23 protein-coding genes are annotated in these 20,908 nt (G+C 36.7%); 12 read left to right on the forward strand and 11 right to left on the reverse strand.

All coding sequences use genetic code 11. The annotated features are described in order from the left end of the window. Positions 1 to 568 precede the first annotated feature (568 nt). The 5 genes from thiL to tsaD are packed head-to-tail and all read left to right on the forward strand — an operon-like array spanning position 569 to position 4,186. Complete coding sequence (gene thiL, locus MJG50_RS19065) at positions 569 to 1,564, forward strand: thiamine-phosphate kinase (RefSeq protein ID WP_275695676.1); 996 nt, start codon at positions 569 to 571, stop codon at positions 1,562 to 1,564. Further along, positions 1,561 to 2,016 (forward strand): tRNA (adenosine(37)-N6)-threonylcarbamoyltransferase complex ATPase subunit type 1 TsaE, encoded by a 456-nt coding sequence (gene tsaE / locus MJG50_RS19070; RefSeq protein WP_240257362.1) that lies wholly within the window; start codon positions 1,561 to 1,563, stop codon positions 2,014 to 2,016. The genes thiL and tsaE overlap by 4 nt, the downstream gene beginning before the upstream one ends. After that, positions 2,016 to 2,708, forward strand: coding sequence for a tRNA (adenosine(37)-N6)-threonylcarbamoyltransferase complex dimerization subunit type 1 TsaB (gene tsaB, locus MJG50_RS19075; protein WP_240257363.1), 693 nt, complete (start codon positions 2,016 to 2,018; stop codon positions 2,706 to 2,708). Before tsaE ends, tsaB begins: the two co-directional genes overlap by 1 nt. A gap of 13 nt (positions 2,709 to 2,721) precedes the next feature. Continuing rightward, entirely contained in the window at positions 2,722 to 3,177 is a 456-nt protein-coding gene (gene rimI, locus MJG50_RS19080) for a ribosomal protein S18-alanine N-acetyltransferase (protein ID WP_240257364.1), read from the forward strand. Continuing rightward, complete coding sequence (gene tsaD / locus MJG50_RS19085) at positions 3,170 to 4,186, forward strand: tRNA (adenosine(37)-N6)-threonylcarbamoyltransferase complex transferase subunit TsaD (RefSeq protein ID WP_240257365.1); 1,017 nt, start codon at positions 3,170 to 3,172, stop codon at positions 4,184 to 4,186. The genes rimI and tsaD overlap by 8 nt, the downstream gene beginning before the upstream one ends. 343 nt (positions 4,187 to 4,529) lie before the next feature. On the opposite strand, the gene MJG50_RS19090 is transcribed toward tsaD, so the two are convergent. Beyond that, complete coding sequence (locus MJG50_RS19090; protein WP_240257366.1) at positions 4,530 to 6,464, reverse strand: ABC-F family ATP-binding cassette domain-containing protein; 1,935 nt, start codon at positions 6,462 to 6,464, stop codon at positions 4,530 to 4,532. Between the two features lie 156 nt (positions 6,465 to 6,620). On the opposite strand from MJG50_RS19090, the gene moaC reads away from it, so the two are divergent. From moaC to tatC, 4 genes are all read left to right on the forward strand, one after another. Next, complete coding sequence (moaC, locus tag MJG50_RS19095) at positions 6,621 to 7,109, forward strand: cyclic pyranopterin monophosphate synthase MoaC (RefSeq protein ID WP_240257367.1); 489 nt, start codon at positions 6,621 to 6,623, stop codon at positions 7,107 to 7,109. A gap of 63 nt (positions 7,110 to 7,172) precedes the next feature. Further along, entirely contained in the window at positions 7,173 to 7,811 is a 639-nt protein-coding gene (locus MJG50_RS19100; RefSeq protein ID WP_240257368.1) for a redox-sensing transcriptional repressor Rex, read from the forward strand. Between the two features lie 37 nt (positions 7,812 to 7,848). Further along, a complete protein-coding gene (locus MJG50_RS19105) occupies positions 7,849 to 8,031 on the forward strand; it encodes a twin-arginine translocase TatA/TatE family subunit (protein ID WP_240257369.1) in 183 nt (60 codons plus the stop codon). 22 nt (positions 8,032 to 8,053) lie between these two features. Further along, a complete protein-coding gene (tatC, locus tag MJG50_RS19110; RefSeq protein ID WP_240257397.1) occupies positions 8,054 to 8,800 on the forward strand; it encodes a twin-arginine translocase subunit TatC in 747 nt (248 codons plus the stop codon). 24 nt (positions 8,801 to 8,824) lie between these two features. On the opposite strand, the gene MJG50_RS19115 is transcribed toward tatC, so the two are convergent. Together MJG50_RS19115 and MJG50_RS19120 are read right to left on the reverse strand one after the other, a co-directional pair. Beyond that, positions 8,825 to 9,028: a YdiK family protein gene (locus tag MJG50_RS19115; RefSeq protein WP_240257370.1), complete on the reverse strand. Its 204-nt coding sequence runs from the start codon at positions 9,026 to 9,028 to the stop codon at positions 8,825 to 8,827. 3 nt (positions 9,029 to 9,031) lie between these two features. Beyond that, the gene (locus MJG50_RS19120; protein WP_240257371.1) at positions 9,032 to 9,769 is read right to left on the reverse strand and encodes a CPBP family intramembrane glutamic endopeptidase; all 738 of its coding nucleotides are present in this window, start codon (positions 9,767 to 9,769) and stop codon (positions 9,032 to 9,034) included. A 316-nt stretch (positions 9,770 to 10,085) separates the two neighbouring features. Between MJG50_RS19120 and groES the strand changes: the two genes are divergently transcribed. Together groES and groL are read left to right on the forward strand one after the other, a co-directional pair. Further along, on the forward strand, positions 10,086 to 10,370 hold the full coding sequence (groES, locus tag MJG50_RS19125) for a co-chaperone GroES (protein WP_240257372.1): 285 nt from the start codon (positions 10,086 to 10,088) through the stop codon (positions 10,368 to 10,370). Positions 10,371 to 10,430: 60 nt separating this feature from the next. Further along, positions 10,431 to 12,056 carry a chaperonin GroEL gene (gene groL, locus MJG50_RS19130; protein ID WP_240257373.1) on the forward strand — a complete coding sequence of 542 codons (1,626 nt, stop codon included), beginning with the start codon at positions 10,431 to 10,433 and terminating at the stop codon, positions 12,054 to 12,056. Positions 12,057 to 12,315: 259 nt separating this feature from the next. Here groL and MJG50_RS19135 read toward each other — a convergent pair whose 3' ends face one another. The 5 genes from MJG50_RS19135 to MJG50_RS19155 all read right to left on the reverse strand — a co-directional run bounded on the left by MJG50_RS19135 (position 12,316) and on the right by MJG50_RS19155 (position 17,460). Beyond that, positions 12,316 to 12,630: a hypothetical protein gene (locus tag MJG50_RS19135; RefSeq protein WP_240257374.1), complete on the reverse strand. Its 315-nt coding sequence runs from the start codon at positions 12,628 to 12,630 to the stop codon at positions 12,316 to 12,318. 435 nt (positions 12,631 to 13,065) lie between these two features. Beyond that, positions 13,066 to 14,931: an ABC transporter permease gene (locus tag MJG50_RS19140; protein ID WP_240257375.1), complete on the reverse strand. Its 1,866-nt coding sequence runs from the start codon at positions 14,929 to 14,931 to the stop codon at positions 13,066 to 13,068. Further along, positions 14,906 to 15,670, reverse strand: a complete 765-nt coding sequence (locus MJG50_RS19145; RefSeq protein ID WP_240257376.1) for an ABC transporter ATP-binding protein — start codon at positions 15,668 to 15,670, stop codon at positions 14,906 to 14,908. Before MJG50_RS19145 ends, MJG50_RS19140 begins: the two co-directional genes overlap by 26 nt. A gap of 87 nt (positions 15,671 to 15,757) precedes the next feature. Beyond that, positions 15,758 to 16,756, reverse strand: a complete 999-nt coding sequence (locus MJG50_RS19150) for a sensor histidine kinase (RefSeq protein ID WP_240257398.1) — start codon at positions 16,754 to 16,756, stop codon at positions 15,758 to 15,760. Further along, complete coding sequence (locus MJG50_RS19155) at positions 16,753 to 17,460, reverse strand: response regulator transcription factor (protein ID WP_240257377.1); 708 nt, start codon at positions 17,458 to 17,460, stop codon at positions 16,753 to 16,755. The genes MJG50_RS19150 and MJG50_RS19155 overlap by 4 nt, the downstream gene beginning before the upstream one ends. Before the next feature lie 158 nt (positions 17,461 to 17,618). Here MJG50_RS19155 and MJG50_RS19160 point away from each other — a divergent pair, with 158 nt between their 5' ends. After that, positions 17,619 to 17,981, forward strand: coding sequence for a YxeA family protein (locus tag MJG50_RS19160; RefSeq protein WP_240257378.1), 363 nt, complete (start codon positions 17,619 to 17,621; stop codon positions 17,979 to 17,981). A 576-nt stretch (positions 17,982 to 18,557) separates the two neighbouring features. Here MJG50_RS19160 and MJG50_RS19165 read toward each other — a convergent pair. Genes MJG50_RS19165 through MJG50_RS19175 form a run of 3 tightly spaced genes read right to left on the reverse strand, consistent with a single transcriptional unit; the run spans position 18,558 to position 20,280 of the window. Further along, positions 18,558 to 19,238: a YfjL-like protein gene (locus MJG50_RS19165; RefSeq protein ID WP_240257379.1), complete on the reverse strand. Its 681-nt coding sequence runs from the start codon at positions 19,236 to 19,238 to the stop codon at positions 18,558 to 18,560. 2 nt (positions 19,239 to 19,240) lie between these two features. Beyond that, positions 19,241 to 19,789: a zf-HC2 domain-containing protein gene (locus tag MJG50_RS19170; RefSeq protein WP_240257380.1), complete on the reverse strand. Its 549-nt coding sequence runs from the start codon at positions 19,787 to 19,789 to the stop codon at positions 19,241 to 19,243. Beyond that, positions 19,786 to 20,280 (reverse strand): RNA polymerase sigma factor, encoded by a 495-nt coding sequence (locus MJG50_RS19175; RefSeq protein ID WP_240257381.1) that lies wholly within the window; start codon positions 20,278 to 20,280, stop codon positions 19,786 to 19,788. The genes MJG50_RS19170 and MJG50_RS19175 overlap by 4 nt, the downstream gene beginning before the upstream one ends. Positions 20,281 to 20,908: the final 628 nt, after the last annotated feature.

Here is a 20,908-nt window from a genome sequence, read left to right on the forward strand (position 1 = left end):
CATGCCTGCCTGTCACGCAGGAGATCGCCGGTTCGATCCCGGTCGGGACCGCCATATTTTTTGCGAATGCGAAACATATTGTTTCGTTTTTTTTTGTTGTAATAAATATTTTGGCTGGGTATCTTTCATTATGTTCAGAAAATGTATAAATCATAAAAATGGTATGTAATTGCTAATCAAAATTAATAGAGTTCCTAACGTGCATAATTAAGATTTAACATGCAAATGTCAAAAATAATGAGCATATAACAAAAGTAACGAGTAAATCTCAGGAGAAGCGTGCATATGTCATTTCTAATGTGCAAATTTCAAATATAACGAGCATAACTAGGATCTACGCATGATGTTTTCATAAAAAGTTTTAAGGTTTGGCTGATTAAAGTAACACTTTTGTACAATCCATCAAAATCATGTAAACTAAATAAATGTAGATAGGTTCCTTAGGAAAAGTCCTAAGGATTTTTTTAACCTGAATGAGTTGACGAAGAATTTGCTACATGTCGTGGTTGTCAACAATATTCCAACGGATATTCAGGTACATGTACATTTCTATATAGGAGTGGAAGGATTGTCAATCCAAGATGAATTTGATTTTATTGAACAAATAAAACCGAAAAAAATATATCAATCTAGTCTCATTGAAGGAATTGGGGATGATGCAGCACTTATTCACCAAAAGCCTGAGATGGAACAAATCATTTGTATGGACACAATGGTGGAAGGTATACATTTTACAACAGCTACAATGTCTCCTTATCAGATTGGCTACAAAGCATTAGCTGTTAATATTAGTGATATTGCCGCAATGGGGGGAATTCCTACCTTTTATCTCGTATCTATTGCGATACCAAAATGTTGGGATGAACAAGAGTTGTTATCGATTTATGATGGAATGGCTATGCTAGCAAATAAGTATAAAATGGATTTAATTGGTGGGGATACCGTTTCTACGGCAGACTGTTTAACTATAACTGTCACTGTAATAGGTGAAATTGAAAAGGATAAACACCTTTTGCGTAGTAATGCTAAGCCTGGAGATATTGTCTTTGTAACAGGAACTGTGGGGGATTCTGCGGCAGGGTTAGATGTGTTATTACATAATGAAGATAAGGTTTTTAGTGAAACAGAAAAGATCTTGGTTTATAAACATCAATTTCCCCAACCGAGAGTTGAAATTGGTAGAATGTTAGCAGCATTACCAAGAGTATCACTTAATGATATTAGTGATGGAATTGCAAGTGAGGCAAATGAGATTGCAAAAGCAAGTCAAGTGGTCTTTTCAATTGATGAAGATTGCCTCCCACTAAGTAAAGCTATTAGAGAATATAATAATAGTCGTTCAATCGAGTGGGCGCTGTATGGTGGAGAAGATTTTGAATTAATCGGTACAATGCCAAAATCAGATTGGGAAAATATATACAAACAGTGTGATGAAAAAGGCTTCATAATTACGAAGATTGGTACTGTCTCTGAAGGACCTCAGAAGGTATTATTAAATAAAAAAGATAAAAGTTATATTCTTGATAAGAAGGGGTATAACCACTTTAAGGTGGAAACGAAATGAAAAACTATGAATTAATCACATATTCACCTGAAGAAACTTGGGAAATATCTTATAAACTTGCTGAGCAATTGCAGCCAGGTGATGTTTTGACACTAGAGGGAGATCTTGGGGCTGGGAAGACGACTTTTACAAAAGGATTAGCAAAAGGTCTCGGGATAACGAGAACAGTTAATAGCCCAACTTTTACAATCATAAAAGAATATCATGGACGTCTTCCACTGTACCATATGGATGTGTATAGATTGGAAAATAGTTGTGAAGATTTAGGATTTGATGAATATTTTGAGGGAGAGGGAGTTACGGTTGTTGAATGGTCTCATTTAATTGAGGAGCAGCTTCCCGTAAATAGACTTGTTATTACCATTCAGAATCAAGGTGAAACGACCCGAAAAATAAATGTTCAACCAATTGGGGAACGGTATCATCAATTATGTGAGGAGTTATTTGGATAATGAAGGTATTATCAATAGATACATCAAATAATGTGATGGGAATAGGCTTGCTTGATGGTGAAAAGGTAGTAGGGGAAATCATTACAAACCTCGCAAAAAACCACTCTATCCGTGTTATGCCAGCAATTGAACAGCTTTTACTTGAATGTGGTTTAAAAGTGAATGAGTTAGATAAAATTGTCGTAGCAAAAGGACCTGGGTCGTATACAGGTGTGAGAATAGGAGTGACGATTGCAAAGTCGCTTGCCTGGGCACTTAATATTCCGCTGGTTGGGATATCAAGTCTAGAGGCACTTGCTGCAAACGGGAGATTCTTCAATGGATTCATTTCTCCGATTTTTGATGCGAGGAGAGGCCAAGTATATACTGGACTTTACGCGTATACGGATGGAAGGCTCATTTGTAAAAAAGAAGATAAAATTTTACTTTTAGTTGATTGGCTGAATGAGTTAAGGGAAAGTGCAACTCCTACTTTATTTTTAGGTAATGACTTACCCATTCATCAAGAAATCATCCAAAACGAACTTGGTGAACTGGCTACATTTGCAGCTTATACAGATTGGAATCCTAGACCAGGAGAGCTTGCAATGCTTGGAATGAACAAGGAAGCAGAGGATGTTCATACATTTGTTCCTAATTACATCCGTTTGGCGGAAGCAGAAGCTAATTGGATAGCGAAGAGGCAAGGGTAAGATGGGGGAAATGATGACAAGATCAATTTTATTTCGTTTTATGACATTGGATGATATTGATGGTGTCGTGGAAGTTGAGAATACATCATTTACGGTACCGTGGAGTAAGGAAGCTTTTTATAATGAATTGCTGCATAATCAGTTTGCGAAATATATTGTTATGACAGATGGTGATCGGATTATCGGCTATTGTGGTATGTGGTTAATTGTTGATGAAGCACATATCACCAATATAGCTGTACTCCCTGAATATCGGGGAATGAAGCTGGGTGAAGCTTTGTTAATGCAAGCTAAAATATTAGCGATGCAGCATCGTGCGATAACGATGACACTTGAGGTCCGTGTATCAAATATTGTTGCTCAATCGCTATACAAAAAACTTGGATTTCAGGCCGGTGGCATTAGGAAAAATTATTACACAGATAATCAAGAGGATGCTTTAGTTATGTGGGTGAATTTAAATGAGTAATGACCAAATAATAATGGGAATTGAAACGAGCTGTGATGAAACCGCAGTAGCAATTGTTCGAAATGGTAGGGAGATTTTATCAAATGTGGTTGCTTCACAGATCGAGAGTCATAAACGTTTTGGGGGAGTCGTTCCTGAAATAGCTTCAAGGCACCATGTTGAGGAAATCACAATTGTGCTTGAAGAGGCAATGAAGCAAGCAAATGTCACATTCGAAGATATTGATGCAATCGCAGTAACAGAGGGGCCAGGGCTTGTTGGAGCATTATTGATTGGTGTGAATGCAGCGAAGGCGGTTGCTTTTGCACATAATATACCACTTGTTGGTGTTCATCATATTGCTGGACATATCTATGCAAATCGTTTGATTGAGGAACTAGAGTTTCCCCTACTATCACTCGTTGTTTCAGGCGGACATACAGAGCTTGTGTATATGGAAGAGCATGGAACATTTCAAGTGATTGGAGAAACAAGAGATGATGCTGCAGGAGAGGCCTATGATAAAGTAGCTAGAACACTTAATCTGCCATATCCAGGAGGACCTCATATTGATAGGCTTGCACATGAAGGTGAACCAACCATTAGCCTTCCACGTGCATGGCTTGAGGAAGATTCATATGATTTTAGCTTTAGTGGATTAAAATCAGCCGTAATTAACACACTTCATAATGCAGAGCAACGTGGAGAGATTATTGAGCCGGAAAATCTTGCTGCAAGCTTCCAGGCAAGTGTGATTGATGTACTCGTAACGAAGACAGTGAAGGCAGCGAAGGAATATAAGGTAAAAGAGGTATTATTAGCTGGAGGGGTTGCAGCTAATAAGGGCTTGCGATATGCCTTAGAGAATCGATTCTCCGATATGGAAGGTGTAAAGTTAATCATACCGCCACTATCACTTTGTACGGATAATGCAGCAATGATAGCAGCTATCGGCAGCATTATGTATGAAAAAGGGAAGCGTTCTACTCTTGCTTTGAATGCAAACCCAGGCTTGGATATTGAAAAATAGTAAAGTGTAAAAAGGAGTCCTTACATCCGATGTAAGGGCTCCTTTTGTTGATAAATTATCCACAAGTTCTTAACAATTGTGGAAAACCTCTGAAATGCTATATAGAATAAAAAAGTATTATGTGGATATAGAATGTGGATAACTTTATGAAAAAATGTGGATAATGTGGATAAAACAGTTGATAACTTTTTGAATTGTGGAAAAGTATTTGAAAATAGGGGATTAATCCTAGGTCTTTTGATATAAAAAGCCCCCACCTTTTAAAAAAAGGGTGGGGATAACTTTGTGGAAAAATTAATCCGTACTAACAAGTAGGAAACCCCAATCAGTTTGAAGTTTCTCTTTATCCGCTTATTTCATGTAGGGATTCCCATTCTTCCATGAGAATGTCTAGTTTATCCGATAATTGCTTGTTATTATCATTGATTTGTTGTACTTTTTCGTGATCCTGATAAACCTCTGGGTCACATAGGAATTGTTCATTTTCTTCAAGTTTTTCTTCAATCGAGGATATCTCAAGTTCAATTTCTTCAATTCTTCGCTTTCGTTGACGCTCAAGTTTTTTTGCTTCTTTATCCTGCTCGTATGAAGTTTTCTCTTGGATAGTGACTTTTTGCTTCGTATTCAGCTCTTTTTGTTCAAGCTGTGCAAGCTCAATCATTTCATTCTTTTTTTCAAGGTAATAATCGTAATCTCCAAGGAATTCTGTTAAGCCATCTGTGGATAACTCAAATACCTTAGTTGCAATTCTGTTAATAAAATAGCGGTCGTGTGATACGAATAAAATTGTACCAGGATAGTCGACTAGTGCATTTTCCAAAACTTCTTTGCTATCTAGGTCAAGATGGTTTGTAGGTTCATCTAGAATGAGAAAATTGGACCGTTCTAGCATAAGTTTTGCCAATGCAAGCCGTGCCTTCTCCCCACCACTTAATGTTGAAACAGTTTTTAGGACGTCATCCCCTGTGAAAAGGAAATTGCCAAGTACTGTACGAATTTCCTTTTCGGGCTTAAGGGGGTACTCATCCCATAATTCATTTAATACACGTTTATTTGATGTTAAATTAGCCTGCTGTTGATCATAGTAACCAATTGTTACATGAGATCCATAGTGAAAGTTTCCTTCAACCGATTGAAGTCGATTAATGATTGCTTTTAAAAGGGTGGATTTCCCGATTCCATTCGGACCAACAAGCGCGATACTGTCTTCTCGATAGATGGAGAAATTGATATTCTTAATTATTGGATCCTGATTTTCATAAGCAACTGAAATATTTTTGGCGCTTAAGACATCATTTCCACTTTGTCGATCAATTTCAAATTTGAAAGATGCTGATTTTTCATCACCGAGTGGTCGATCCATTAATTCCATACGCTGAAGTTGTTTTCGTCTACTTTGAGCTCGTTTCGTTGTGGATGCTCTTACTAAGTTTCGGGCGATAAAATCCTTTAGTTTTTCAACTTCATCCTGTTGTTTTTCATATTTTTTAAGCTCGATTTCATAGTTTTCAGCTTTCAGCTTTAAATAGTTACTATAATTCCCTACAAATTTGGTTGATGATTTTCTTTCGATTTCATAAACTTGATTGACTACTTTATCAAGAAAATAGCGATCATGGGAGACAATTAGAAGTGCCCCTGGATAGCCTTGCAAATACTGTTCAAGCCAAGTGAGAGTGCTAATGTCTAAGTGGTTTGTAGGCTCGTCCAAGATTAGCAAGTCAGGCTTTGTTAATAAAAGCTTACATAGGGCTAGTCGTGTCTTTTGACCACCACTCAAGCTAGAAATTGACGTGTTATAGTCGAATTCAGAGAAATTAAACCCGTGTAAAATGGAACGAATATCAGCTTCGTATTGGTAGCCACCTTGTTCCTTAAATGTGACTTGAAGATGGTCGTATTCTGCAAGTAGCTTTTCATAATCAGTAGGGTTATGAAATGCAGAAGGATCTCCCATTTTAATTTCAAGTTCGCGTAAATTTGCTTCTAGTTTGCGTAGTGGAGCAAAAACAGTAAGCATCTCCTCCCAAATTGAAAGATTTGATTCAAGTCCGGTATCTTGAGCTAAATAGTCAATAGTGACACTTTTAGGTTTGATGATTTCTCCGCTATCATATGATAATTGGCCAGAAATCATTTTTAATAAAGTTGATTTTCCGGCTCCATTTCGTCCTACGAGAGCAATTCTATCTTTGGATTGTACTTCTAGTTTTATATTCGATAAAATAAGATCAGCACCAAAATATTTTTTTAGCTGATTTACTTGTAATAGTATCATGTAATTCACCTCTAGTTTCCTATATGTAGTGTATCTTATCTTAACTAGAGAGGGCAACAATGATATTGTTCACAGATGTGCCAAAGACAGATGTGATAAAATAGTGTATAGTTAATTTCATTCAAGGTATATTTGATTTACGAAAGGGGTATTTTGATGTCTTCTTTTACCCATTTTAATGAACAGGGCCGGGCAAAAATGGTCGATATTACAGATAAGTTAGAGACTGTACGTACAGCGATTGCGATAACAAGTGTGACTGTTAATAAGCAAATATATGAGAAAATCAAGAATAATGAAATTGGAAAAGGTGATGTTTTGGCAGTTGCTCAAGTAGCAGGAATTATGGCCGCAAAAAAAACATCTGACATTATTCCAATGTGTCATCCTCTATCATTAAGAGGTGTTGATATTTCATTTTCATGGTTGATTCAAAATGAAGAGTATAAGTTAGAAATCACGGTTTCTGTCAAAACAAAGGGTAGTACTGGGGTTGAGATGGAGGCATTAACAGCAGCTTCTGTAAGTGCATTGACCGTATATGATATGTGTAAGGCTGTTGATAAAGGAATGATTATTGGTCCTACCTATTTAGAAGAAAAAACAGGTGGGAAGAATGGAGATTTTAGACGGGAAGACATGTAGTGACAGTTCAAGACGATAGGGTTTTGAACAATCTATATAGTTCCGATATGCGGGGGATGTAAATTGAATCTTGATCAATCAAAAATACCACAAGCAACTGCAAAAAGATTACCACTCTATTATCGTTTTTTAAAAAATTTGCATGCATCTGGTAAACAAAGGGTGTCATCTGCTGAATTAAGTGAAGCTGTGAAGGTAGATTCAGCTACGATAAGACGTGACTTTTCCTATTTTGGAGCCTTAGGAAAAAAAGGGTATGGTTATAATGTTGATTATTTGTTAACCTTTTTCCGAAAGACTCTTGATCAAGATGAGATAACGAAGGTTACGTTGATAGGCGTTGGAAATTTAGGGACAGCTTTTTTACATTATAACTTTTCAAAAAATAATAATACAAAAATTGAGATAGCGTTTGATGTAGATTATAATAAGGTTGGCTCTGATATTGGAGGAGTTAGTGTCTGTCATTTAGATGACTTAGAAAAAGAGTTACCTGAAGATGTGACAGTTGCGATTCTGACGGTTCCTGTTGGAGCAGCACAATCGATAACTGATCGATTAGTAAGTCGTGGTATAAAAGGTATATTAAATTTCACACCAGCTAGAATAAATGTTCCTGATGATATTCGGGTACACCACATTGATTTGGCAGTAGAGCTTCAATCGCTAGTCTATTTTTTAAAGCATTATCCAAGTGAGTAAATAGAAAAAATAGTTTAATCTTAAGGAGGTGACTGGTATGGGTCTTGGAGCAGGCAGCATCGCTTTAATCGTTATTGCAGCATTATTAATCTTTGGACCTAGCAAATTGCCACAATTGGGCAAGGCAGCAGGTAATACATTACGTGAATTCAAAAATGCAACAAAAGGTTTAGCTGATGATGATGAGGATGTTAAAAAGAAAGATACTGATGTGAAGTAATGATAGGATGAATCTCATGAACATGAATGATAATGAAATGTCCGTCTTCGATCATATAGGGGAATTAAGAAAACGACTGATCTATGTAGTCGTTTTCTTCTTAATTGTATTTGTCGCTAGCTTATTTTTTGCAGAGCATTTGATCCTTTACTTACAAAATGCTAGAGAAGCAAAAGAGTTAACGATGAATGCATTCCGTATTACTGATCCGATTAAAATATATATGCAATTTGCCTTTATTATTGCATTAGTAATAACTTCGCCTTTTTTACTGTATCAGCTATGGGCATTTATTAGCCCAGGCTTGTATGAAAAAGAGAGAAAGGTTACATTGAGCTATATTCCTGTTTCAGTGATTCTTTTTTTAATAGGGATATCTTTCTCTTATTTTATACTATTTCCATTTGTTGTGAAATTTATGGGAGGACTAGCAGAGAGGCTGGCTATTAACCAGGTTATTGGAATAAATGAATATTTTCAGTTCTTGTTACAGTTAACGTTGCCATTTGGTTTTCTATTTCAGTTGCCAGTTGTAATCATGTTCCTAACAAGGTTAGGAATCATTACACCGATGTTCCTGTCCAAAAGTCGGAAGTATGCCTATTTTATCCTATTAGTCGTCGCTGGGTTGATTACACCCCCAGAACTAATTTCACATATGATGGTGTCGGTTCCGTTATTTGGACTATACGAGGTTAGTATTATTGTGTCGAAACGCGCATACCGAAAAGTGCTTAAGGCAGAAATGGAAGCAAATAATATTGGATAAGAAAATAACCTCCAAAAGCGGAGGTTATTTTTTCGTCATTTTTTTAATTTTACCGTGTAATGCAAACATTCGGATTGCTACCCCAAAGTCAAACGTTGCAACAAGTATGATGAGGATTGTGGAAAAGTTCCAAATGGTTTCTTTCGCACTATTTATCGCGATATACGTGAATAAAATCCCCATCATTGAATAGATGATTCCCATGAAAAAGGGTGATGTTCTTCGCATAAACTAAAATCCTCCAATAAACGTTTGCCGTAAATTTTCCGTCTCTTTTAAAATTCTCTCAATATCATCTGCAAAAATAGTTTGCATAACCACGACAAACGTATTCATGGCAACATGCGCACATATAGGAACAATGATTCTTTTCGTGTGCACATATAAGAATGCAAAGGTAAAGCCCATTGCTGTATATAATAGAATGTGTGAAAAGTCCATGTGAACAACAGCAAAGACCAGTGAACTAAGTAATCCAGCGATGAAAAAGTTAAATCGTTTATATAGAGCACCAAAAATAATTTGACGGAAAACAATTTCCTCTAAAATTGGACCAATTACGGATACAACGATGATTAAAAAAGGAACTGATTTGACGAGAGCCATTATATTTTGTGTATTTTCGGATCCTGCTTCAATTCCAAAAAGATGAATTTCAATATTAGCTGCAATAATTTGTGCTGCAAAGGCCATAAAAACCCCAGCTATAGCCCAACCAAATGCTTCCCATTTCGTAGAACGCTTAGGATTCTGGCGTCTTTCTTTCATATCCTGACGTAGTAGGTAAAGTACAATCGGTAATGCAGCAACAAAACTAATAATTGTCCAATAGGCAATGATCAAATTTTCTGCATCAGTCGCTTTTAAACCATCACCAACACCAAGCTTCATTAAAAGAGGGAATCCTAAAACACCAGATAACTGCATAAGTACATAGGTTAAAATGACATACCAATAACGTGCTTTCAATATGATTGACTCCTTATCTATAACTATCTTGTCATGTTTTGTATTGTACCATATATTCGGTTACTTCAATTAGTATTATGCAATTTGGATATTTCATAGAAAAAATTAAGAATGTGGTTTATTTTTCCACCCATTGGCATAGTCTACATAAGTAGGACAATTTTTGCTTGTATTAATTTTTAATTTTTTATTGCGAAATACTTGCAAAAAAAATTAAGATTATTTAATATAATAATTGTGTTAGCACTCAAGTGATTCGAGTGCTAATAAATAACCAAAAATAACTAAATTAAATGATTTGAGGAGGTTGTTTCACTTGTTAAGACCATTAGGTGATCGCGTTGTTATTGAACTAGTTGAATCAGAGGAAAAGACTGCAAGTGGTATCGTATTACCAGATTCTGCGAAGGAAAAGCCTCAAGAAGGTAAAGTAGTTGCTGTTGGTACTGGTCGAGTACTAGATAGTGGTGAAAAAGTAGCATTAGAGGTTACTGTAGGTGATCGCATCATCTTCTCAAAATATGCTGGTACTGAAGTGAAATACGAAGGTACAGAATACTTAGTTTTACGTGAAAGTGACATTCTAGCTGTTATCGGTTAATACCGTACAGCCCTATATCATAATAAAGCTCGATTGAATATTTAGAGGAGGTTTTTTAACATGGCTAAAGAAATTAAATTTAGTGAAGAAGCTCGTCGTTCAATGCTACGTGGTGTGGATGCCCTAGCAAACGCTGTTAAAGTAACTCTTGGACCAAAAGGACGTAACGTGGTTCTTGAGAAAAAATTCGGTTCACCACTTATTACAAATGACGGTGTAACAATCGCAAAAGAAATCGAATTAGAAGATGCATTCGAAAATATGGGTGCTAAACTAGTAGCTGAAGTAGCTAGCAAAACAAACGATGTAGCTGGTGACGGTACAACTACTGCAACTGTTCTTGCTCAAGCAATGATTCGTGAAGGCTTGAAAAACGTAACTGCTGGTGCAAACCCAATGGTCGTTCGTAAAGGGATTGAAAAAGCTGTTACTGTAGCAGTTGAAGAATTAAAAGCAATTTCTAAACCTATCGAAGGTAAAGAATCGATTTCACAAGTTGCTGCAATTTCTGCAGATGACAAAGAAGTTGGCCAACTAATCGCTGAAGCAATGGAGCGCGTTGGTAACGATGGAGTTATCACAATTGAAGAATCAAAAGGCTTCACAACTGAACTAGATGTTGTAGAAGGTATGCAATTTGACCGTGGATATGCATCAGCATACATGGTAACTGATACAGATAAAATGGAAGCAGTTCTTGAAAATCCATATGTCTTAATTACAGACAAAAAGATTTCTAGCATTCAAGAAATCCTGCCATTATTAGAGCAAGTGGTTCAACAAGGCAAACCATTGTTACTAATTGCTGAAGATGTTGAAGGTGAAGCATTATCTACATTAGTAGTGAATAAGCTTCGTGGAACGTTCAATGCAGTAGCTGTTAAAGCTCCTGGATTTGGTGACCGTCGTAAAGCAATGCTTGAAGACATCGCAATCCTAACTGGTGGAGAAGTAATTACTGAAGAATTAGGCTTAGACCTTAAATCTGCAGACATTTCACAATTAGGTCGTGCATCTAAAATCGTGGTAACAAAAGAAAATACAACAATCGTTGAAGGTGCAGGCGAGTCTGATAAAATTGCTGCTCGTGTAAACCAAATTCGTGCTCAAATGGAAGAAACAACTTCTGAGTTCGATAAAGAAAAATTACAAGAGCGCCTAGCTAAATTAGCTGGTGGAGTTGCAGTAATCAAAGTTGGTGCTGCTACTGAAACTGAATTAAAAGAACGTAAACTACGTATCGAAGACGCTCTTAACTCAACTCGTGCTGCTGTTGAAGAAGGTATCGTTTCAGGTGGTGGTACTGCCCTTGTAAATGTATACAACAAAGTAGCAGAGTTAAAATTAGAGGGCGACGAAGCAACTGGTGTGAACATCGTACTTCGTGCTCTTGAAGAGCCAGTTCGTCAAATCGCTCACAACGCTGGTCTTGAAGGATCTGTCGTTGTAGAACGCTTGAAAAACGAAGCACTTGGAGTTGGCTTCAACGCAGCATCTGGCGTATGGGTAAACATGTTCGAAGCTGGAATCGTTGACCCAACTAAAGTTACTCGTTCAGCACTTCAAAACGCAGCATCTGTTTCAGCTATGTTCCTAACAACTGAAGCAGTAGTAGCTGACATTAAAGAAGATGCACCTGCAATGCCCGATATGAGTGGCATGGGCGGAATGGGTGGAATGATGTAATCTGCCCCTCAAACCCTTGATATGAATGGGTTTTGTGGTAGGATGAGAGTGGTTTGCTAACATTGAGGTTTTTAACGGAGGCTTCTCATAAGTTCACTGAACTTTTTGGGAGGCTTCTTTTTTCATTTCATGGGTGACGTGGAGTGTTCCTCTTTAGGAGAGCGCAAACTCATCCTCTGAAAATGCGCCCAATTGTTGAAGATCGATATTAAAGTACATACTTCGAATCTCTAACTTTAAGTTCAATTCGTTTTTTTGTCTACCAATTAATTAAAATGATATATACTAGCGCTACAGTTGATAATGCTATGATGACTGTCAACCATCCAATCTTCACCCTACCTAAAAAACGATCAATAATAAAGAATAAGATAGCAGAACCAAGACCAAAAACTTGTAATATTGCTCCGCAGCCGCAATGTAATATGAAGGAGGTAACTTCACTTGTATAAGCTCTTTTAGCAAGCTTCCTACTAAGCCAGTCACTAAAGAAGGAAGCAAGAACTCCGTATGTAATTACAATTATCAAGTTTAAATAAAATAAATTGAAATATAAATTAAAAAATCGGTTCACTTCGAAGTCACCAAGTACTGAAAAGATAAGTGCAAATAGCAAACTACTAAGAATAGCAGTTAATATTTTTCTCTTAAAAATAATAGCAATTTCCTCCTCTCATTTTGCGAAAATAAACAACATGTAACTTATAATATTCGTCGAGGCATATACTCGAAACACTTTTAATTATACTCCATATATTGTCGATGCCCATCCTATCGAGCAAAAATAAACTCGTTGTCTTGATAAATAGGTCTATTATTTAATTTAATTTCATTTTGTTTAAGCCGATGCTTCTTTAACATATTGATTAGCATTTCATCAGATTTTAATTGAATGCACAGACTTTAAAGCATTCTCGAACCCACAATTCCATCGAAAATAGGTTAAAAAGCATATTTCAAGTGATAATACGAAAAAGAGAAAGTCTTAAAGGACTTTCCCTTTCATCGATTAAAGTACCTCTCCTTTAACCTGTTTTGTATAGAAAAAGCGAACAATGAAAAAGTACAGTACTTGGATGACAAAGAAGACAGAAAGGACGGTAGCTGATTCCTTTACGAGACTAAAGTCGAATAGGTGAGATAAGGCGGTAAGTGCCACTGCACCATGAAAAATGGCAACAATGATGGGTGCAAAGAAAAGAATCATTGTCTGTCTGCTAAGAATTTTCTTTAATTCCTTTTCTGTTAATCCCATCTTGGCAATAGACTTGAACTTTTGCTTATCTTCTTCTAAATCCATGTATAAACGGAAATATAGGAAGCTGCCTGCCGATACAAAGAAGACAATACCGATAAATAATCCAACAAACATAAGAGATGCATACTGTTTCTTCATAACATAGACCGTATATTCAGTAGGGTTAAACTGGTAATCGTTCAACTGGGGATAGAGCTCTTCTGAAACAGCAAAAATTCTTTCTTCCCCATCCGTTACTTGCCAAGCATAAAAACTCATCTTATAAATTGCTAACGGAAGGTCTTCATAGTCGTGATCAGAAATAACATAATAAGAGAACCTGTTAGGTAAGGCTTTCGAGATTAGAACCTCTTGTGGCTGCAAGCTAGTTCCTGAATTTAGCTCCACCGTTTGCTTCATCAGTGCTTCTGTCTCACTAAGGGATGAATCTGGATACTCGACTACAAATAATTGTCCTTCTTCAACCTCAATGCTATCTTCACCGATAAGCTTAGCGAAGCGGTTAAAGTCAGATTCCTTTGCAATTAAGGTCCAACCTGTTGACATTTCATATTCGGTCCACTTCATATGCTCAGAGTTGGCTTTAACCTTTTCTTTTTGCAAGGTTTCATTAATGAGTTGTACATCATGCTCTTCATTTTTTCCGTAGGACTCATATGAAAATGTATAAGGATCTGTTTTTGTGGACTCTGATATAAACGCAGATTGAAATCCGTACAAAGTTCCGATTGCACTGAAAGCGACTGTCGAAACCATTGCTACCATGAAGAAAGTTCGTGCATTATCCTTCATTCGAAAAGAAAGATCTGAAAATAGGATCATATTGGTTTTTTTCCAAAAAAACTTTTCCTTTGTTTTTAAACGGTTGATGATAAATACACTTAATTGCGTAAAAAACAAATACGTGCCAATCGTCACAACAATAATAACAGGTAGCATGACCGCAATTACCGCATCTCCTTCTGCTACCAATGCAGTACCATAACCGGCTGCCAGTAAAATAGTGGCAAGAAGTGTTAAGATGATGTTTGCTTTTGGTTCACCTTTGGATATTTTATTCCCTTTGATTAGGGTAATGAGCTTATTGCTTCGTAAAATATAGGAAACAAATAAAGAAATAAAGAAAAACAAAGCGATAAAAGCAACAAATGTCAGGAGAATGGCTTGTAATGGAATATAAAAATTCAGTTTGTCATTAAGAAGTAGAACATTTTCAGCTATCAAAAGAATAGCTTTGGCAAAAACGAGTCCAAGCACAATCCCACTGATGGTTGCAAATAATCCAATGACCATGTTTTCCAAAAATACCATCGAACGAATTTGCTTCATGGACATTCCCTGCATCATTAACAGTCCGAATTCCTTCTTTCGTGATTGTAAAAAAGAACTCATGGAGTACAGGATAAAGAAAAATGAAAAAACAAAAATGATGATAGATGATACGTTCATACCTGTAGTGACGTTTTCGTTCAACGTGTCACCGGTTAGAGCTGGATGAAATGAAAAAATAGAAAAGGTGAAGAAGACCATTACCATAAACATACTGCTTAAGAAATAGGCTGCATATAAACGCTTATTTCGAAGAACGTTATTAAACGCGAATTTGCGAAAGGTCATGTCCATCCCCTCCCATTAAAGAAAGTGTATCGATAATCTTTTGGAAAAAGGCTTGGCGATTATCACCGCGATGAATTTCTGAATAAAATCTCCCATCACGGATAAAGACGACTCGATTACAGTAGCTTGCTGCTTGAGGATCATGAGTTACCAGCATCATAGTTGTTTGCCTTTTTTGATTAATTTCTTGAAGCATCCCCATAACGTCCTTTGAAGATTTGGAATCAAGATTTCCTGTAGGTTCGTCAGCAAGAAGCAGCTTTGGTGAATGGATCATTGCTCTGGCGACAGCTGCTCTTTGCGCTTGTCCACCGGAAATTTCGTATGTTCTTTTATTTAGAATTGCTGTGATTCCTAGTATTTCAGCAATTTCTGCTGCTTTTCTTTTCATCTCTGATACTGCTTTCCCATCCAATGTTAGGGGGAGAACAATATTCTCTTCTACTGTTAAAGTGTGTAGTAGATTAAACTCCTGAAAGACAAAGCCTAACTCACGACGGCGAAATTCAGCTAATTTGTCTTTTTTCAGTTTATGTGGGTTCTTTCCGTTGATTAATATTTCACCAGTTGTCGGTTCATCGATAGTGGCAATCATATTAAGTAAGGTTGTCTTGCCACTTCCTGAAGGACCCATAATTCCGACAAATTCTCCTTCTTCAATCTTCAAATTTATATCCGTTAACGCTCGGTAGGCGACTTTACCCTCATAAATTTTACTGACTTGCTTTACATTTAGCATCACAAGATCTCCTTTCACTGCTTTTGATCTGTGATTAGTATATCTTTTATTTCATGAATGAAGAAATCGATTATTCTTTCACTTTTCTTACGGGGCTGTAAGGTTTTGTGTTTCTGAAAAAATAATACGAAACGTGGTTCCTTCACCAACTGTTGAATCAAACTCTATACGATGACCGAGATGCTCTGCTGCTTCTTTTGTTAAATAGAGTCCCATACCAGTAGATTCTCTAAATTTCCGCCCGTTTTCTCCTGTGAAAAAAGGTGCGAAGACCCGCTTTAAATCTGTATTAGGAATGCCAACACCGTAGTCTTTTACTTCTAATACTGCTTCATTTTCCTTTTCATAAAGTAATAAGAGGATATGGCTGCTTTTCCCTGCTGAGTATTTCACTGCATTACTGATTAGCTGTGTAAGCATAAAGTATATCCATTTCTCATCTGATTCAACTATAAGTTCCTTTTTTATTTGAAGCTTCGGATACACTTTGTTTCTTATATAAAAGCGTTTATACTCTCCATTCGCCTCATGGATAATTCTCGATAAGTATACAGGTTTAATATGAAAATCTTGTTCAATTGAACGGAGACGCGACATATAAAGAACTGTGTTCAAGCCTGTTTTCATTCGGTCTGTTTCTTCACGAATATTAGAAGAATCTGGTTCATCCAGGCTTTGGGCAGATAGTTCAATGACCGACAGGGGAGTTTTCATTTGATGAACCCAATGATCCATGAATTTCAGATGCTCCTCTTGAGCAGACTCCAACTTTTTTATTTGTGTTTGATAATGCTTATATTGTTCCCTTAATAAGGCTTGAAGTGCTTCGGATACAGGAATTTGCTCTGTTTCTTGAAAAGACTCATCTAATGATTCAAGGGGTTGACTAAGACGTCTATAAAATTGGCGACGACTAAAATATTGATAGAAAAGGTAGCATCCAAAAGTAAAAAAGCCAAGTAATATCCCATACAAAGCTGGTTTTAGCCGGTGATATCCATCCAGCCAATAAATAGTAAAAATAACGGCAAACTGAATAAGCTGTATGAAAATTAATAAGAAATGCTCTCTGAAGAATAATTTCATTGTTGGTCCGCTTCCTGCCATATGACGTTAAGTCGATAGCCAGCACCTCTTACGGTCTCAATGGCACCTTTAATACCAATGGATTCAAATTTTTTTCTGACTCGAGTCATATTAACATTCAGGGTGTTTTCATCCACATAGGCCTGCTCATCCCAGAGCTTTTCAAGTAGATCTTCGCGCCCAGCAACTCGCGGATAACGTTCCATCAAGTACTCAATGATATCCGCTTCATTCTTGGATAACGTAGTGGTTTGATTCTTAAAATTTAATTCTAGTCTCTCAGGAAATAACTGGAGCCCTTTTGTCTCTAACACACGCTCAACTGCTTGATTAGCATATTCCCCATACGCACGGCGAAGCTGACTGCGTACCTTGGCCATGACAACTTCCGGATGAAAGGGTTTTGTAATAAAATCATCGCCGCCATTTTCTAGTGCCATCACTTGGTCCATCTCACCAATTCGGGCTGAAATAAAGATCACGGGACATATTGATTCTATACGAATTTGTCTGCACCAATAATAGCCGTCAAAGCTAGGAAGATTAATATCTAAAAGCACAAGGTCTGGTTTGTGTTCATGAAAGGTCTCCATAACGTTCTCGAAATCTATTGCTTTGATGGTTACGTAACCGTATTTATTGATATAGGATTCTAGATGCTCTGCAATCTTCGGGTCATCTTCAACAATCATAATCTTTTGCATAGTCTCTCTCCTTTACTTAGAAACATTATGACATAGATTGGAAAACACCACCAACCTTACAGTGCTGTAAGCGAATTGTAAGTAGAATCAATTTCTCTCCCATCTTTGTTTTTATAGAATGTGAATAGAAGTAAAATTAATTAGAAGGCGGGATATGAATGAAAAAGTGGGTTATTATTATCACGTGTATAGTTATATTGGGTATTGGTGGGAGTGTGTACTTAGAAAACACAACGAGTGGGCTAAAGCCAACAATTGAAGGGTTATTTGAGAGTGAATATAAGCCTCATTATGTAAAGACTGAATCAGACAATTATAAAAAGCTTTGGAATGGAAAATATCGCTATACATTTACCGGCTACGCTGAGGATGGCCAGAAACAAGAAATTGTCAGAGTCATTGATAGAGAACTACGCTCAGATGCATATTTAAGAATGTATGCAGAAGGTAGCCTAGGGAAATTCTGGGAGGAAGTTCAAAAGGATGAGATACCAGAAAAGGCATTATCTAAGCTCAAATAATGAAGCTCTTTTAAGAATTTGCATATTAGGGTGATGCTACTGTGCAAACAAAAAAAGGACTACACAATTTTGATCTGAACCTCAAAAATTAGACACAGGATTTAGGTAGCTACTTTGGTGTGAGTTCGGTATTGCACCGAACTCATGCCTCTCTACTATTTTCATGTTCTTGCATATTAAAAAAAGAATATGTTAGGGGCTTTTTATATGGATTGAAAAGAGATCATATAGAATTATGCCTAATATCAACTATCATATTAATATCGAGGATATAGGAAAATACAAATAATGAATTTTTTATCAAAGCCTTCGCACATCAAGGTGTAAGGCTTGTCTTTTTAGTTTCACTAATTGGTATAATTATAAATGGAACACCAGTTAGGTTTAGTAGTGTCCTTTTAATGGATTTTATTCTTCAGCAAATAAAAAACCATCCTCTCATAAATTCTTACGAGAAAGATAGCTTTTCTCTATGGCATAGAGTTTTAGTTTTAGTTTTAGTTGATTCTGAAGCTACCCATTATGGAGTTGTCGACCTGGAACAGAACTCTTGTTAGCTGTCCAGAAAATTCGTATTTAATCTACATCCTTTATAGTTAATTCTTGTTCTGGTGTAAAACTAACATACTCATAATTTTCTTCACCATTGATGATGCTAAGATACCCTACTTCTGCTAAATAATAATCGATGGACTCACTATTCAATTGCTTCTGTATTTCCTGGCTCTGTTGTAGCATTTGCTCCTTTGTCAAATCGCCTTTTTCAATTTCCAACATAATGAGAATGGGCTTTGGTGTTTTCAGTTGTGGCGTCCATTCCTCGGCATCGTTATTGTATACCTCCACATCGGTAGCCACTGAATTGACTTGCGGCACTTTTTCCTGGAGGAGTGCCAGAATATATTGCTGTGCCTCTACGTTTAGCTTTTTGGATGCCTCTTTGTCTATGTTGGATTCGTGGATCGTATCACTATAAACTTCATACGGTTCGAGAGCGGAGACATAAAACCTATAAGTGGTTTCAACTGATGGATCCTTTTTCATTACTTTAAAATGAAAAGTGCCATCGGTCCATCCATACCCTACCGACCGCTTGATCTTGTAGTCCATGTCCGGATAAGTTTGTTCTAAAAACTCTTCCAGGCTCTCCTTTGCTTTGTTTTTGTCTATTGGATTTCCATTCAGTTGCATATAGGAAAACAGAACGAAAACAATTAATAAAATAGCAATCACACTGTATATTATTTTCTTTTTCATAATTAATTTTCCTCTCTTATTTTAAGGATGCAAAAGCCGATGACGATTCCGATAAAAGTAAACAGCAGGTGAATGATTAAGGTCGTCAGTACTAGTTGAAAAGCTTCCACGAAACTTTCAGCATAAAATTCGCCGAACCAATCCGTCATATATAACAGGCAATTCCATATGAAATTTGGTATGCCCGCAAGCAGGACGGCAACGAGTACCGATCGGTAAAACAGATACGTAACCGCACCTAAAATGGCATAGGTCAGGATAAAGCCACTATTGTCATTCATAATGGTCGTGCTCATCGCTACTATAAAGGCAATTGCTACAAAGAAAATCTGTATTGTCGTCAATTTCACGGTTATATCCCGAATCATTTTTTTAGAAGCACCGCCTGGTTTTACTTTTGAGGGCAGCGGAATTTGTGATTGTTCCACGATGTGGCGGCATTCCAGGCAGCTCTGCAAATGCTCATCAACAAATCGTTTTGTTTCTGGCTGTAATAACTCCTCTTCATATAACGGTAATAGATCTTGCGTAATGGTACAATTTTTATTCATATAGTCAACTCCATTTCCTTTTGAATTTTCAATTTTAAACGGTGAAAGGTCACACGTGTATAGGTTTCAGATTTACCTAGCAGCTCTGCAATTTCCATAAAGCTTAGCTCCCCGTAAATACGTAAAAGCACTAATTCTCTTGCATAATCATCCAATTTTGAAATATGATGCAAAAGCTTTCTCGTATCCTCGTGAATTTCTGCTAATTCCTCGATTGAGCGAATGTCAGCTTCCGGAATCGTAGCGAGTTTTTGGATCAAGCTTTGCTGATATTTACTTTTGCGGTAATATTTTTTTAATATGTTATTCGCAATTGCGAATATCCACGTCGACAAGGTAGATTGACCATTAAAAGATGCAATGCTTTTACACGCCTCATAAAAGGTATCATGACAGAGATCTTGAGCAGTCTCCCGATTCGCAGTCTTGGCATAAAAAAAGGCATATATTTTTGGGTGTATCTCCTCGTATTCTTTTTCAAGCGTATTCATGACGACCTTCTCTCTCACTGTTCTTAGTATTAATACCGCATCTACACATTTCGTTACAATTTTTCCAAAAAAATTTTAATCCATACCATATTTTTTAATCTACTTTGTTGATGACCTTCTCTCTCATACTGTTCCTAATATTAATACCGCGCCTACTCATTTCGTTACAAACTTCTTAAAAAAATATTAATCCATACCAAATTTTGGAATCACTCTTTATATTGTAGCCATCCAATTAAAGATAGCTCTAAACGATTAGAAACACATCGCAAAAAATTCCTGTAGTTGAAGGTATTAAAAGGGGGTAGAACAATAAGGGTTAATCTATGAGGGGGAAAAGACATATGAAATGAAGAAATATGAACTATATAGATATAGCATCATATTTTTACTGGTTGGGTGTTTTAATATTGGGAATTTTCATTTTCAAAGAAGATACAAAAAAGCATACGAATTATAATGGAGGCCTTCCATTATAATTCGTAGAGATGGAAAATAACGCTCATTTCATGTAATCATCTAGTAGGATTTAGAGACTTGTTTTTAGACTTCGGCTTATTCACAATTCAATAGGATCGATATAATCATTTAAGGTTGCCTTATAATAGGATTTCCTTAATCAGATACT

The organism is Fredinandcohnia quinoae, from assembly GCF_022427965.1.
Taxonomy (GTDB): domain Bacteria; phylum Bacillota; class Bacilli; order Bacillales; family Bacillaceae_L; genus Ferdinandcohnia; species Ferdinandcohnia quinoae.